This window comes from Fulvimarina manganoxydans (assembly GCF_900176465.1).
Taxonomy (GTDB): Bacteria; Pseudomonadota; Alphaproteobacteria; order Rhizobiales; family Rhizobiaceae; genus Fulvimarina; species Fulvimarina manganoxydans.
In genome coordinates, this window is sequence record NZ_FWXR01000034.1 from 14,022 (window position 1) to 28,760 (window position 14,739).

The following is a 14,739-nucleotide window of genomic DNA, read 5'->3' on the forward strand; positions in this document are numbered from 1 at the left end:
GAGACGATCACAAGAGCCGTTTCGAGGGTGGATAATCAGTTTAAAGTAATGATCCTAACCAACTCGTAAGCGAGCGGCCCGTCCTGGCCGAGTTGGTTCGATCGACGCTTGTCTCCCCGGCCCGGCAGGCGGGCCGGGGAGACGGATTCGAAAAGACGTTGGTTCAGACCGAAGCGGTTTGGCGGATCGTCTTTTCGGTTGGGACGCCTAAGTTAGGCGGCCCGGCCGTTGCGCACGAAGCGGTTGTCGAGGTCGTCGCCACCATCGTCCATATCGAGGTCGAAGCCGCCGGTCGAATGCCGGCTGGCCGGCTTGTGAGCGGACGCCATGCCCGGCGCGGCGACACGGATCGCTTCATGCATATCGGCGACGCCAAGTCCCTTCTTCTTTTGCTTGGCCGGCATCTTCGGGGCAACCTCTCCGGCCGACTGGTCGAGGCGGAAATAGGAGATCGCCTGGGAAAGCTGATCGGCCTGGCTCGCCAGCTCCTCGGAGGTCGAGGCCATTTCCTCGGCCGCCGAGGTATTCTGCTGGGTCACCTTGTCGAGCTGCTGGATCGCCGTGTTGATCTGGGCAGCACCGGCATTCTGCTCGCGGCTGGCATTGGAGATCTCCGAGACCAGTTCCGCCGTTTTCTGGATGTCGGGCACCAGACGGGTCAGCATGTCGCCGGCCTGCTGGGCGGCTTTCACGGTGTCGCCGGAGAGGCCCGAGATCTGCTGGGCCGCCGCCTGGCTGCGCTCGGCGAGCTTGCGCACTTCAGAGGCCACCACCGCGAAGCCCCGGCCATGTTCGCCGGCCCGCGCCGCTTCGACGGCGGCGTTGAGGGCGAGAAGGTCGGTCTGGCGGGCGATCTCCTGGACGATGAGGATTTTCTCGGCGATCGTTTCCATCGCCTTGACGGCGTTGCCGACGGCCTCGCCGCTCGCCTGGGCATCTTGAGCGGATTTGCGGGCGATCGTCTCGGTCTGGTTGGCGTTGTCGGCGTTCTGCTTGATGTTGGACGCCATCTGCTCCATTGAGGCCGAGGCTTCCTCGGTCGACGATGCCTGCTCCGTCGCGCCCTGGCTGAGCTGCTCGGCCGCGGCCGACATTTCCTGGCTGCCGGCCGAGACGTTGCGGGCAGCGCCTGTGACTTCGCCGACCACGGTCTTCAACTTGGCGACCATGGCGTTCAGGGCGTCGATGACGTCCTTGATCTCGTCATTCGACTTGACCGAGGCGGTGGCGTTCAGATCGCCGTCGGCAACCGAACGAGCAAGGCCGAGGGCGCTCGACAGGGCGCGGCTGATATTGAAGATGATCCAGGTGGCGGCGATCGCGGCCAAAAGGGTCGAGCCGATCAACAGGCCGATCAGGAGATTTCGGGAGAAAGCGTAGAGCTCTTTGGCTCCGGCGCTCGCCGCTGCCATCTGCTGGTTATTGAGTTCGATCACCGCATTGAGCGCGTCGACGGATTTCTGCCGTGCCTCGGCCGCGCCGCCATTGGCGAGCTCGAAGGCCTTATAGTCGCCGTTCTCGACGGCAATGTCACGGGCTCTGTCGACAAGCGGCAACCATTTGTCGATCCCCTGTTCGAAGCTTGTGAAGAGGGCCGCCTGCGTCGACGGGACCCTCGCCTTGATGGCCTCGACCTCGCCGCCGACAGCCGCCATTCGATTGTCGAGAGCTTCCACATAATTTGCCTGTGACTGGGGATTGCCCATCGTCAGGAGGACGTTGCGAAGGTCGACCGCAGTCTGGAAAATCTTGGCTTCCAGATCCTGCATCTGCTCATAGGTTGCCATGGACACGCCATCGGATCCCGTGACCCGCTGGCGCATGGTCTCCAGAAGATCGCGATAGGGAAGAAGCGTCGCCGTGACAGTCTTGCCAGCATTTTCGGCGACCTCGAGGGCCTTCTCGCCGGAATTCAGCCCCGCAAAGTCGCGCACCTTGCGGTGTTCCTGCATGAAGTCGTCCCAGGCGGCGGAGAAGGCATCGACCCGGGGCTTGCCGATCTCGTCGCTCGACATCTCGCGCAGATGGGCGATATCGTCCCGCAAGGCGGCCTCTTCCGCTTCGATCCGATCGCCGAAGCGCTTGAACTCGCTTTCGGTGTTGGCGAGAATATAGTTCTTCTCGTCACGGGCGATCCGCAGCGTGCGGGCATTGATCGTCGCGGCGAGATTGTTGCGGGCCGCATTGCCGTCGACAATTTCCTGAATCTTGGCGTCCAGGCTGGCGAGATTCTCGATCGCAACAAACATGCTGATGCCAGACAAGGCAACGACGACGGCGAAGGTCGCTCCCAGCTTGGTCTTGAGCGTCATTCTCATCGGTCGGTCCTTTCAGTGCTGGCCAGGGAGGAGTTCCTGTCTCCCTCTGCCCTGATGATGCGGTTCATGTCGGGGATGATGACGAAGTCTTCGCCGCGGCGACCGATGCCGCGGACATACTCGGCCGGCCAGCGCATGCCGACCTTGGGTGCGTCCTCGATCGAGGCGGCGGTGATGTCGGTGACGTCATAGACCTTGTCGGCGAGGATACCGGCCACCAGAGGCTCGCCGTCGAGATCGATCTCCATGACGACGATGCGGGTGTCGGCATCGGCGGGCGGGCGCTGCATGCCAAAGCTGACCCTGAGATCGGCAAGCGGAACGACGCTGCCGCGCACATTGATCAGGCCACCGACGAAGTCGCCGGCATTGGGCACGCGGGTAATCGGCACCGGATCGAGGATCTCGCGCACATGGGTCGCTTCCAGGGCGAACATCTCGTCCTGAAGGCGGATGGTCAGGGCATTCATGCCCGTCATCGTCTCGCCGGCGCTCATGCGGCCCTCCCAAGGGTTTCGGCACGCCGGCGCTCTTCCAGCTTCTGGCCGTAGGCGACGAGATGCATGACATCGAGAATGAGGGCGACGGTGCCATCGCCGAGGATCGTGGCGCCGGAGAAGGTCTTCACCCCCGAATGGAGCCGCGAAAGCTGCTTGATCACCGTCTGGTTGTTGCCGATGATCTGATCGACCACGAGCCCGACACGGGTGTTGTCGGAGGAGACGACGACGACCTTCTGATAGGGATCGACCTCGCCCTCGGTGTGGAACAGGTCGCGCAGCTTGAGGAAGGGCACCAGATCGCCGCGCAGATTGAGGAAGCTGCGTCCCCGCCCGTCGGCCGCGACGCCGGTGGGCAGTTCGAGACATTCCTCGACGGCCGCGAGCGGGATCGTGTAGCGATCCTCGCCGACGCGCACGAGCAGGCCATCGATGATCGCGAGCGTCAAAGGCAGGCGCAGGGTCACCGTCGTGCCCTTGCCGGGCGTGGTGTCGACGTCGATCGAGCCGCGCAGACCGTCGATCGTCTTCTTGACGACATCCATGCCGACGCCGCGTCCCGAAAGGGCGGTCACCTCAGAGGCCGTCGAGAAGCCCGGCTGGAAGATCATCCGGTTGAGTTCGCCCTCGGAAATCACCTGCCCGACGGAAAGGAGCCCCGCTTCTTCCGCGCGGCGGCGGATTCGCTCGGCATTCAGCCCCGCCCCGTCATCGGAGACGGTGATCGCCACCTCGGCGCCGCGATGGCTCGCGGCCAGCCGCAACGTTCCCGTCGCGGCCTTGCCGGTCTCGGCGCGCTTTTCGGGCGGCTCCATGCCGTGATCGATGGAATTGCGGATGAGATGGACGAGCGGATCGGCGAGCTGTTCGATCACCGTCTTGTCGAGCTCGGTGTCCTCGCCCTCGGTGACGAAACTGATCGGCTTGCCGAGCTCTTCCGACAGGTCGTGAACGAGCCGGCGGAAGCGGCCGAACAGCGTTCCGATCGGCACCATGCGGGTGCCCATCGTGGTGTCGCGCAGGCTCGCCGTCAGCCGCTCGATCTCTTCGGCCACATTGACGAGGGAAGGATCGTGGATCGCTTCGGCGAGCTGGCTGAGCCGGGCCTGGGCGATGACGAGTTCGCCGACACGGTCCATCAATTCGTCCAGCCGCTCGGCGGGGACACGGAGCGTGGCGTTGCGCTCGGACTTGGCGGCATTAGCGCGATCGCTCGAAGCGGCTGCCGCCTTGGGCTTGGGCGCGGACGCCTCGCTCGCGGCAGCCATGGGCTGGGCGGCTTCGATGACCGTCGTCGTCTCTGCTATCACTGGGGCCATGATCGCCGCAGCCACCGGGCTCTCGCTCGCAATGGCTTCGATCGAAAGCTCCATGTCGTCGCGAACGAAGAGGAACACGTCGTCCACGGCCTCGCGCGACACGCCGGCCTTCAAGGTGACGTCCCAGCTAAGATAGCAGCTCTGCGGCTCGATGAAATCGATCGGCGGCAGGGCGCTCGTATCCGCCGTAACGTCGCAAGGGCCGAGGGACCGCAACTCGTCGAGGAGAAGCAGCGGATTGGTGCCAAGGATCAACGCGTCGGCCGGCAGCCGGAAGCACACATGCCAGCCGGCTGCAACCGGCTGGGCCGAACCGGTTTCGACGATCGGGGCGGCGAGGTGCTCGGATGCTCCTGTCTCCACCCCGGCGCCCTCGCAGACGGCCGCCTTTAAGGCCGAAAGGATCGCGGTGCCGCGCTCGGGATCGCAATCTGGATCGTCGATCAGCTGGGCGACATGATCGCGCGCCTCGAGGGCCGCGGCGATCAGCCGGCGATCGGCGGTCGCTTCACCCTTGCGGACGCGATCGAAGGCGGTCTCGAACTCATGAATGAATTCGGAGACGGCGGTAAAGCCGAACATCGCGCCCGACCCCTTGAGGGTGTGCAGGGCGCGAAAGGCGAGGCCGACCAGCTCGCTGTCGTCGGGCCGTTTCTCCAGATCGAGAAGCGCCTGTTCCAGCGTCTCGATGAGATCGGCGGCTTCCTGTCGGAAGACTTCGGCCGGATCGAGCTCGCTCATGCTCCCGCGACCTTCCGCATGATGGCCAGAAGCTGGTCGGGCTTGAAGGGCTTGACCATCCAGCCGGTGGCGCCGGCCTGTTTGGCCTGAGCCTTCAGACCTTCGTCGGATTCCGTCGTCAGGAAGACGATCGGCACGCCGGAACTGGCGGGCGAGGCGCGGTACTGGCGGATGAAGGTCAAGCCGTCCATACCGGGCATGTTGAGGTCGGTGATGACAGCATCGACGCGATTCGCCGTCGCCTTCTGGAGGGCCTCTTGGCCGTCGCAGGCTTCGACGACGCTATAGCCAGCCTGCTTCAAGGTCATGCCGACCATCTGGCGGACCGAAGCGGAGTCATCGACCATCAGGATCGTTTTGCTCATCGGGGCTCCTGAGACTTTGCGTTGTTGGGAAAAGCGAATGCACCGCCCGACCTTCCCGGGGCCGAGGGTGACTGTGGGGGCTTGCCATTCGCGCGAAGCCCCTTTGTCGATGATCGATTGGGATGACGGCGAACGGCGCTTCAGGCGCCGAGGGGCCTCATCCAGGGTTCGAAAGCCTTTGCGAGACCGGCACGCTCGGCGGCGGCCGGTAGGCCGCTCGTCTCCCATCCGGTGATCGTGAAGGCCGTCCCCGCGGAAGCCGCAGCATTGCGCGCCGACAAGAGGAGCTGCAGGGCCGTGATATCGGCCGACTGCAACCCGCTCGCATCGATCGTGACATCGCCGCGGCCAAGATGGTCGCGCAAGGTTTGGGCCAACGCATCGCTGCTTCGAAGATCGTAAGCGGTCTCAAGCAGGATCACGGAGGACGACCCAGCGTCGGCGTGGTTCATATCGGTCTGATAATGTTCGTCCATGGTATTGCTCCGTGATTTACAGTTTGAATTAAAATATCAATTATTTTCAAATCCCTTAACGGGGAAACATAAGGTATTTTAAGTTGCGGTCTGGTTGGGGCAGGAGAGCCTTCATGCCAAAGTAATGAGAGAAAAGAACGCTCGTTCTGGCATGTATTTCGCATCTGCATATGAAAAATCGCATATCTTTATTCCGAAGTAATCGGTTATTATCGATCTCCTTTGAGGAAGGTGCAAGATTGTTTGTGTTTTCGCATTTCTTATCCTATGCGAACATCATCCACGAGGACCGCTTTGAGGCCCCAATGGGGAAGGCCGCCTGGGTCGGCTCACGCGGCCTCGATCATGTCGCTTTGTTTCTCGCCCTGGGCGAGGGCCGCGATCTGGGGCCAGCAGGCCAGGAAGGCCTCGATGCAGGCCGGATCGAAATGGCGACCGCTACAGGCGATGATCTCGGCCTGCGCCTTTTCCACGGGCCAGGCAGGCTTATAGGGACGCTCGGAGCACAAGGCGTCGAAGACGTCGGCGACGGCGACGATACGCCCCTCGATCGGGATCTCGGCGCCCGACAGCCCGGCTGGATAGCCGCTGCCATCCCACTTCTCGTGATGGGTCCGCGCGACGACCGCGGCGACGCGCACCACTTCCGTCGAGGCATCCCGCAAGATATCGGCCCCGAACTCCACATGGCGTCGCATCAGCGCCATTTCCTCGTCCGTCAGGCGGCCGGGCTTTTGCAGGATCGCATCGCAGACGCCGATCTTGCCGATATCGTGGAGAGGCGCCGCGAGATAGAGAATGCGCGCTCTCTCAGGCTCCAGCCCGAGCTCTTCGGCCATGAGCCGGCAGATCTCGGCAACCCTCGAAACATGATCCCCCGTCGTGCCGTCGCGATATTCGATGGCTCTCGCCAGGCGCCAGATGATCTCCTCCTCGCGCGCGACGAGTTTTTCCGTCGCTCGCGCCACATCCGCCGTCAGTTTGCGCGCCCGATCGCCGAGATCGATCTGAGCCTGGCGAAGGGTGAGAAGATTGCGCACCCGCGCCTGGAACTCGATCCAGTCGCAGGGTTTTGAGAGGAAATCGGTGGCGCCGGCCTGGATCGCCCGGCGCTTGACCTCCACATCGAGGGTCGAGGCGATCATGATCATCGGGACGAGCCGATAGCGTTCAAGGGCCCGAAGCGCGGTCAGGACCTCGATGCCGTCGAGTTTCGGCATGACATAGTCGACGAGGACGAGATCGAACTCGGTTTCGGCGCATTGCGCCAGCGCGACTTGCGGATCGAGGCAGACCGTGGCCGTTACGCCCGCGATCGCCTCGACGCGCTGGGCGATCACCGTCGCGCTCGACCGGCTGTCGTCAATCACCAAGACCCGCATCTCACGCTTCCTGCTTTCGTCTCGCGAACCGGCCCAAGCGTCGCGGATCGCGCCAGAATCCGAGACGGGTGAGCCGCGCCCGATCCCTCGAGCGGACACCCCTCGGCCTCAAAACGGCCTGCAACTTTTCCGCGGCAAATCGCCAAGCGCCACTCGCCCGTCACGCGAGGCATCACGTTTTCGCCAATGCTGAACACAATGGTGAGAAAGAGCTAATAAGCGGTGAAGATAAGGGTGACGCTGCGGCTTTTGACGCCCGACCCTCCGCAAGGGACGTCCAAGCTCGACCGGATGGGGAGGAGCGCGGCGGCCGCCAAACCCCGCCGGCGGCGTTCGGCAAACCAAGGTCTGTGCATGCGTTGTCCTGCGCATGGACGTCCCCCGCGATCCCTTCGGCGTTCCGAAAGCGGCAGGGCGGGGGCGCCGATGCTTTGAGGGCGGCGAAGCGATTGGGGGCCGACTCAGGCGGGCGATCGGGCCGAAGGCAAAGGCCTCACCGCCCGTGCGAGTGTAGCAAATCACGCATTAGTGATAGTCTTGCTGCAAAACGGTAAGCTTCTGGTAAGGTCGGCTTTTTTCCGGCCGCCACCCTCGCTTCCGCTTCGTCAGGCCGACAACGTTAACGATCTATTTATATACTCCTTGCAAACAATAAGTTTGCCATGTCTTCCTTCCGGCGGGCGATCCCGCCTCCCTTATGTTTTCAAAGAGTTGGACGGAATTCATGGACGAGCAATTTATCATCGACCTCTATCAGCGCCTGGCCCTCCGCAACCCCACCCAGGCGGAAATCGATGCCGGATTGACGGCCATCGCGGATCGCGGACAGGATGCCTATGCGGCGGAGATCGGCGAGACCGAAGAGGTCGTCGAGATCCAGACCGTGATCCTGCCGATCATCGGTCTCTATCAGGCCTTCCTGGAGCGTACGCCCGAGCCCGCCGGCCTCGAATTCTGGACGACGGCGATCCAGAATGGCTCGCTCACTTTCGGCGACCTCATCGAGAGCTTCGTGACGACCAACGAATTCGCCGTGGTCAATCCGGGCATCGGCGCGAACCCGACCAATGAGGATCTGGTCAATCTCTTCTATACCAACATTCTCGGCCGCACGCCGGATGCCGACGGCCAGGCCTTCTGGCTGAGCGCCCTGCAGAACGGCACGATCCAGGCCGGCAACTTCACCACCACCTTCATCGGCTCCTCGGAAGTGCAGGGCGACATCGGCGCCGCACTGCGCGCCTATTATGCCGATGTGAAGGACGGCCAGATCGACGATGCGACTAACAGCGATTCCCTGCGCGGGGACGATGAAGGCGATGGCGGCGACGTTACCGATCCGGGCACTGGCAATGGTGGAGGAGTAGTTACATTTGCGGTTAATTTGAGCGAAGAAGGTGCGCTAACGTTCAACGGCTCCGCAGGAGGCGTCGTCACAGTCAGCGTAAACGAAGACGGGCAACTCGTTTTCGAAAGAGGCGGACTTACCGATACTCTCGAGAGCACGAGCATTATCAAATCGATCACGAACGATGGCGTGCGCATCGTTTCGGACGACGGTGCGGATGTAACGGGGTTCGTCAATCACAATGGAGAAGGTTGGCAGATTGCTTTTGGTAATGAGCTAGAAGAGGGCCCAACAGCGCTTCGCATCATGGCCGAAGAAGAGCTGAACACAGATGTCGGATATTTCATGACATCCGACTTCCGCTTTGAAGGCACTTCCTTCGAAAATTTAAACTCTGTTTCCATCGTCGCGGGTGAGGGTGCGACGCTGCTCAGCGGCTTTCAGCTGATGAACGTTGCCGAATTCAACCTTGATAATTTTGATTTATCGGTTGCCGGGCGCGAAGAAGAGTCTGGCATTTATGTCGGAAATTCGGGCGAGGCATCGATTATCCGTATTGAAGATGTCAATTTCACAAACGCGGCAGGTGAAGGCGTCCCGGTTCGGGGTATTCTCCTAAGCGAAACCGTTGGTGGGCCTGTAAGCCTCTACGTGGACGATTCGACGTTCTCCGATCTCACTACCGGCATCTATGCCGGCGTATCGCGTGGTAATTCGATTGAAGTTACATCTTCCTCGTTCACTGGCAACGCCGCCGCTATCGGTGGGGTTGGTACTGGTACCTCGCTGAGCGTCTCGGGATCGTCTTTTGCTACAAACGGCGAGGACATCGGCGTCGAAGGTGGCCAAGTCCTCGACGCATTCGTTCTCGATGCGAACACGACGGATGTCGTCGTCAATGTGTATGAAGGCGGCAATCCATTCGAGCTGCTGCACGATGGCTCTCTGAATCTTGGAGAGACGGGTGGCGTTGTGCTCGTTGGCAGCGGTGGCAGCATCAATAACGCCATCGATGCAGCAGGAGAGAATGATACCGTCGCAGTTGGCGGCGCATTCGAAGGTCAAATTGTGATCGATAAGGATCTGAGCCTTGTCGGCACCGGAAGCCAGTCAAGCGTTGAAGGTATCCTCGCTGACGGAGCAAGCGTTGAGCTCCGGGACCTTATCATCTTCGGGGGCACGACTGGCAACGGAGTCACTCGCGAAACTGGACTCTACGCGAAAGGCGGCGCCACTATAGACGGCTACAACCTTTTCCTCAACGGGACCGGTGCCACTTCGGATACAGCGATCGCCTCGGTAACCGAAGTTACAGGCGGCGATGTCGTGAACACCATCAACCTTTATGATAGTGAAGTGAGCGGCTGGAACTACGGCGTATATTATAACAATGGAACGGCCGGACAGGTTTCTGGCGTCCTCTTCTTAAATAATGAGTACGCCAACGTTGGAGTTGAGCAGGCTGACTCCGTGTCTGTCCAGAATTCAACCTTCGTCTTAGACGAAAATACGATCGGTCTGGAATTCTTCCAGGGGCAGGCATCAAACGATATCGGTTCGCTGACGCTAGCCGACTTGGTCTTTAGCGGAGACACAGCCAACGCCATCTTCGGCACGGGCGCTGGAGAGAATGAGACGTGGACATTCTCCTCTCTTGAGGACCTTCTCGGCGCCCTTCAGGCATACGGGAATGGTGTAGACCTTTCCGACGATGCTGTCAGTGTCGTCGGCGCTGACGATGGGTTCTTCGAGATGCAGATGCAGTAAGGAATATTTGATATTAGATGGGAAACACCCGCCGCGATCCTGCGACGGGTGTTTTCAATTGTCACGCGCTCTTGTTTAGTCGGGACAAGGCGCGCGTTTCGCAGGCCTCGAAAGGCATGTCATTCAGGGATTTATTTTGCTGTCGCCTTGTCTGTCAGGCGATAGCGTAGCCCCCGTTCCGCTCACGCAATCCCCAAATTCCTCAGCACCGGCAGCCGCTTCTCCGCGAAACCCTCCGCCTGCGCTGTCAGCTCAGCCCGGTTCTCCGCCTCGCTCTCCAGCGTCTTGCCCCCCTTGACGAGGCGCTGGCCTTGGGCGGCGAGGGCCTGCCACGCGGCGTCAGCCCACTCGGTGGGCGTCTTCTTGCCCTCCCACAGGGCGCCCAGGAACAACTGCTGAAAGCGATCCAGGGACACGCCGCCGCCGGTCACAGGAGAGGCGAGGAATTGGAGATCGGCGCCGTCCTTGGCGCGGGCGACGACCGCCTGGTTGAAAGCTTTGGTTGTCTTCGCCCGCTTGGCCTCGTCCCGTGCGGGCAAACAGGGTTGGAGATGGCCGGAACCGACGAGCACGGTGAAGGCTTGGGTCAGCCGGGCCCAGCCGAGAGCGGCAATGTCGGGGTCGGAGACGAGATCGCGCACGGTTTTCGGGCCGTTCGCCAAGCCATCCAGAAGCGGTCCATAGACTTCCGGCTGAAGATTGGCCTCGCCCAAAATCCCCATGACCGTCAGGGGCACGTCCTCGCGCCGGGTCGAGAGGGCGAAGCGCTGCTCGGCCCAGGCGCTTTGCGCCGCACGAGGCGAGAGCGGCAGCGGCCCCTTGACGAAAACGTCGCGGCGGAACTGCTGGTTGAAGATGAAGTCCTTCACCGTCTCACGCTGGGCGACATCGCCGATCTCGGCGAGAAGCCCCTGCTGTTCGGCCGTCAGATTGATCGCATCGACGCTTTCGAGCAGCGCGGCCGAGCCGACAAAGGAAAGCTTTGCCGCGCTCAACTCCTCCGCGACATCCGTGAAATAGAAGGGCGTCCAGTCCCGATTGAAATATTCATGGGCCAAATAGTTGCGGTTCTGGCCCTTGATCCGGTCAAGCCGCTCGCCCGTGCCGGGATTGACACGAAAGAAGCCGGCATTGACGTCCTTCAGCCGCCCGGCAAAGGCGAGCGCGTCCTCGATGCGCGGACCGATCGGACCGGAGGCCGAGCCCGCCCGCTCGACGAAGAGCCGGCGCAGCGGCATGCCGGAGGCCCAGCCGGGCAGCGCGTTGTAGGAGATATAGACGAGACCGCCGACCTTTAGCTTTTTCGCGATGAAATCGACGATCGCGGCGCGGTTTTCCGGGCTGATCCAGGAATAGATGCCGTGCAACGCGATGACGTCGAACGCCTCCGGCAGGCTCGCCTCGGCAGCGAAATCTGCAAAGGCCGTGTCGTGGAAATGGACGTTGGAGAGCCCCGCCTCACCGGCCAGCGCCTTCGCCCCGGCGATCTGGGACGGGTTGAAGTCGGTGGCGTGGAACTGGCAATGCGGGTTCGCCGCCGCCAGCAAGTTCATGGAAAAGCCCTGGCCGCAGCCTAGCTCGCAGATCTGCAGTGGGCGATCGAGCGCCGGCCCCGCGTAGCTGCGCGTTAGCGCCAAAAAGGATAAGAGGACCGGAGTCAGCTCGCGGTAAAAGCCATGAGTGTAGCCGATATTGGCGACGTAGCCAGCAGTCCAAGTTGCCATAAGCTCTTTAAATCCATCGGTAGGCCTCAAACGGAACGTATAATGCTAAGCTAGACTGACCGATAGAAATAGAAAGAGGGTCGCAATGCCTTTAAGCACTGCGACCCTCAATTTTTAGCGTAACTAGCTCGTCAGATTACGCGATGTCGAAGTTACCGTTCGTGATACCGGTAAAGGTACCAACGATAAGCGCATCAAGCTGGCCATCGCCGTTGAAGTCGATCGCGAGGTCGTTGCTGCCATCGACATATGCCGAAGCATTTCCGCTGCCGGCGAAGGCCTGAGTGCCCTGCACCGCGAACGTACCGGCGAACTCGATCCCGCTGAACTTCAGAACGTCATTGTTGATGTCGAAGTTCACGATCTCGTCAGTCGTTGCCGTTGTCTTTCCGAGCTGATCGGCAGACGTGTAAACGATCGTATCCAGGCTGTTGTTACCACCATCGAGCGTGATCGTGTCAGCACCCGTGCTGCCATTAATCGTAGTCTTCGAGCCAGCCTCTTCGGAAGCGAAGATCGCGTCAACACCGGACGAACCGGTGATCGTGAGTCCGCCAGTCGCAACGGCTGTGGAAGCCGCGCTCATGGTCAGACCGGCATCGGTGACCTTCGAAAGAGTCATGCCAGACGCGTCAATCGAAGCGAGATTATCGCCGTCAATCGCTGCCGAGAACGTCACCTGCTTGTCACCAGTGACGATCAGGTTTTTGAGGTCTGTTGTGGTCTGAGTAGTCACCGTGTTGGCACCGCCGACCGAGTTGACCGTCACGTCCGTCGCCTTCGCGACATTCAGCGAGTCGATCGTCACGCCATTCTTGGTGCCGTCGACCCCAGCGCCGTCGCCGAGCTCGACAGTAAGGCTACGAGTGTCAGCCGTAAGAGCCGTGGCCTTGAAGGACAGCGTGTTGGTGAGGTCGGTGCCCTGATCGCCCAGGAACGTGACCTTGTCGCCGCTATCGAGGTTAGTCACGTTCGCGGTAGAACCAGGAGCGCCAGCTGTCCCTTCCATCGCCTGCAGCTGCACTTCCGAAAGACCAGAAATCGCAGACGCATCGATCGTCAGATCTACGCCGTCATCCAGCGTCAGAGCTTCTGCACGCAGCACCTCAAAGTTGCTGACCTTGGCGCCAGCAGTCAGCGAAACAAGCGTGCTATCGGCGGTGGCGTTGCCGGTGACGGCCAACGTATCAGTGCCAGCACCGCCGTTCAGCGACATGCTGGACGTCAGGTCCGCCGTCGCGAACGTAACCGTGTCGTTGCCAGCAGAACCCGTGTACGCAAGCTTGGTCGTACCAGTCGCGTTGCCAGTCAGATCGATCGTCAGGCCGCCAGCGGTCATTGCCGAAGCGTCGAGCTTCGTAAGGCCATCGAATTCCACTTCGGCACCGGCACCGGCGATGAGCGAAAGCGATGCATCGCCGCTCACGCTCAATTCCGTCAGCGCGACATCGGTATCGTCGGCAGCGTCAAGCGTCAATGCCGACTTGGTGCCCGTCGAGTTGATCGCAGCCTTCGTGAATACGTCCGCGCCATCGACGTCGACAGTCAGCGTGGCCGTCGAGCCCATTGTCGCAACGTTCAGCGTCGAGGTCGCACCACCAACCTTGTCGGCTCCGAATGTCGCGGAGAACGCCTGCGTCGTGTCCTTCAGGCCGAGGGTGACATTGTTCTGAATGTCGATGACCTGAAGTCCATCACTGGACTTGTTGCTCCAGATCTGCTCGGCGCCGCTCACAGCAGCGAACGAAAGATCGCCTGCATCGGCGCTACGAATGAAGAAGTTCTCAACGTTCGAAACCGAAGCCGCGGTTGGCCAGTTAGCAGCGGTCGCCACGACAATGTCGAAGGAATCCGTGCCGGCGCCAAGATCGATGACGTCGCCGTTGTTGAACGTCGCGTTCTGGGCGGTCGTACCGACAACACCGTTAGAAATGTTATCAGAACCAGAAGTGCCCGTGATATTGTCAACACCCGTCGTCAGAGTGAAGGACGACACCTGATCCGGCGTGACAGTGTCGACGTCGTCCTGGTTGACCGTGCCGTCGTCATTGGCGTCGAGCAGGCTGCCGCTGTTGTCCTGGGTGCCATTGGCGGCCTTGTTCAGGAACAGATCGACATAAGGACCGAAGTCGTTGATCGTCTCGGAGGACTGCGCGAAGGCCGAGAGGGTCGCGGCGATCGTCTTGCCGATGTAGAATTCCTTGTCAGCGTCGGTCGGGTCGCGCTGGAAGGTCTGCTGATAGAGATCGGTGAGGAAGTCCTCGGTGACGAGACCGCTCTCGGAAGCGCTCGGGAAGCGGGTCGCGAACTCGCTCGAAGCGGCGAAGCCGGCATTGATCTGCGTCAGGATCGAGAAGGTGTCGCCACCGTTCTGGACCTGGGTGCGAAGCGCGTCGGTCCAGAAGTCGAGACCGTCGGCATCCGGCACGCGGCCGAAGGTCGCCTGATAAAGACGGATGATCGGCGCGACGAAGTCGTTGGCTTCCGACGAATTGACCAGAAGGTCGATCTGGGTCGCTTCGCTCTGAGCCGTCTGGCTGTTGGCGACGAAGGACGCCAGTTCGGCGTCGGTCGGGGCGCGCTGCAGAACAGCGTTGTAGATTGCGATTGTCTCTTGTGCGGTAGCCATGAGGTCCTCTCAAAAGTGGCTTGCCATCACCCCGAGCCGCGCCGGGGCATTTCGAGCAGCGGGATAAGGTGAACGTTGACGTTGCCCCCAAGTTTTATCCAGCCGAAAGTTCGTTTCCGGCGGTTGGGTTGCTTGGCTGGGCGGGGTGAGCGACGGGCGGCGGCGCGGAG

The 14,739-nt window shown here is 61.3% G+C and carries 9 protein-coding genes; 1 reads left to right on the forward strand and 8 read right to left on the reverse strand.

The window, feature by feature from the left end; genetic code table 11:
• Positions 1-212: 212 nt before the first annotated feature.
• From B9A15_RS21495 to B9A15_RS21520, 6 genes are all read right to left on the reverse strand, one after another.
• Positions 213-2,318 (reverse strand): HAMP domain-containing methyl-accepting chemotaxis protein, encoded by a 2,106-nt coding sequence (locus tag B9A15_RS21495; RefSeq protein ID WP_139798545.1) that lies wholly within the window; start codon positions 2,316-2,318, stop codon positions 213-215.
• Positions 2,315-2,815, reverse strand: a complete 501-nt coding sequence (locus B9A15_RS21500) for a chemotaxis protein CheW (RefSeq protein ID WP_244557072.1) — start codon at positions 2,813-2,815, stop codon at positions 2,315-2,317. Before B9A15_RS21500 ends, B9A15_RS21495 begins: the two co-directional genes overlap by 4 nt.
• Complete coding sequence (locus B9A15_RS21505) at positions 2,812-4,878, reverse strand: chemotaxis protein CheA (RefSeq protein WP_084412927.1); 2,067 nt, start codon at positions 4,876-4,878, stop codon at positions 2,812-2,814. The genes B9A15_RS21500 and B9A15_RS21505 overlap by 4 nt, the downstream gene beginning before the upstream one ends.
• Positions 4,875-5,243 (reverse strand): response regulator, encoded by a 369-nt coding sequence (locus tag B9A15_RS21510; protein WP_084412930.1) that lies wholly within the window; start codon positions 5,241-5,243, stop codon positions 4,875-4,877. Before B9A15_RS21510 ends, B9A15_RS21505 begins: the two co-directional genes overlap by 4 nt.
• Positions 5,244-5,383: 140 nt before the next feature.
• Entirely contained in the window at positions 5,384-5,719 is a 336-nt protein-coding gene (locus tag B9A15_RS21515; RefSeq protein WP_084412931.1) for an STAS domain-containing protein, read from the reverse strand.
• 329 nt (positions 5,720-6,048) lie between these two features.
• Positions 6,049-7,101: an HD domain-containing phosphohydrolase gene (locus tag B9A15_RS21520; protein ID WP_084412933.1), complete on the reverse strand. Its 1,053-nt coding sequence runs from the start codon at positions 7,099-7,101 to the stop codon at positions 6,049-6,051.
• Positions 7,102-7,825: 724 nt separating this feature from the next.
• Here B9A15_RS21520 and B9A15_RS21525 point away from each other — a divergent pair.
• On the forward strand, positions 7,826-10,216 hold the full coding sequence (locus B9A15_RS21525; RefSeq protein ID WP_170923398.1) for a DUF4214 domain-containing protein: 2,391 nt from the start codon (positions 7,826-7,828) through the stop codon (positions 10,214-10,216).
• A 182-nt stretch (positions 10,217-10,398) separates the two neighbouring features.
• On the opposite strand, the gene B9A15_RS21530 is transcribed toward B9A15_RS21525, so the two are convergent.
• Entirely contained in the window at positions 10,399-11,940 is a 1,542-nt protein-coding gene (locus B9A15_RS21530) for a class I SAM-dependent methyltransferase (RefSeq protein WP_084412937.1), read from the reverse strand.
• A 136-nt stretch (positions 11,941-12,076) separates the two neighbouring features.
• Positions 12,077-14,569, reverse strand: coding sequence for a hypothetical protein (locus B9A15_RS21535; protein ID WP_084412939.1), 2,493 nt, complete (start codon positions 14,567-14,569; stop codon positions 12,077-12,079).
• Positions 14,570-14,739: the final 170 nt, after the last annotated feature.

Bases quoted from the DNA above. Each gene is read 5' to 3' on its own strand.
- B9A15_RS21535 (WP_084412939.1), bottom strand. From the start codon at position 14,569: ATGGCTACCGCACAAGAGACAATCGCAATCTACAACGCTGTTCTGCAG.
- B9A15_RS21515 (WP_084412931.1), bottom strand. From the start codon at position 5,719: ATGGACGAACATTATCAGACCGATATGAACCACGCCGACGCTGGGTCG.
- B9A15_RS21495 (WP_139798545.1), bottom strand. From the start codon at position 2,318: ATGAGAATGACGCTCAAGACCAAGCTGGGAGCGACCTTCGCCGTCGTC.
- B9A15_RS21500 (WP_244557072.1), bottom strand. From the start codon at position 2,815: ATGAGCGCCGGCGAGACGATGACGGGCATGAATGCCCTGACCATCCGC.
- B9A15_RS21530 (WP_084412937.1), bottom strand. From the start codon at position 11,940: ATGGCAACTTGGACTGCTGGCTACGTCGCCAATATCGGCTACACTCAT.
- B9A15_RS21510 (WP_084412930.1), bottom strand. From the start codon at position 5,243: ATGAGCAAAACGATCCTGATGGTCGATGACTCCGCTTCGGTCCGCCAG.
- B9A15_RS21520 (WP_084412933.1), bottom strand. From the start codon at position 7,101: ATGCGGGTCTTGGTGATTGACGACAGCCGGTCGAGCGCGACGGTGATC.
- B9A15_RS21525 (WP_170923398.1), top strand. From the start codon at position 7,826: ATGGACGAGCAATTTATCATCGACCTCTATCAGCGCCTGGCCCTCCGC.
- B9A15_RS21505 (WP_084412927.1), bottom strand. From the start codon at position 4,878: ATGAGCGAGCTCGATCCGGCCGAAGTCTTCCGACAGGAAGCCGCCGAT.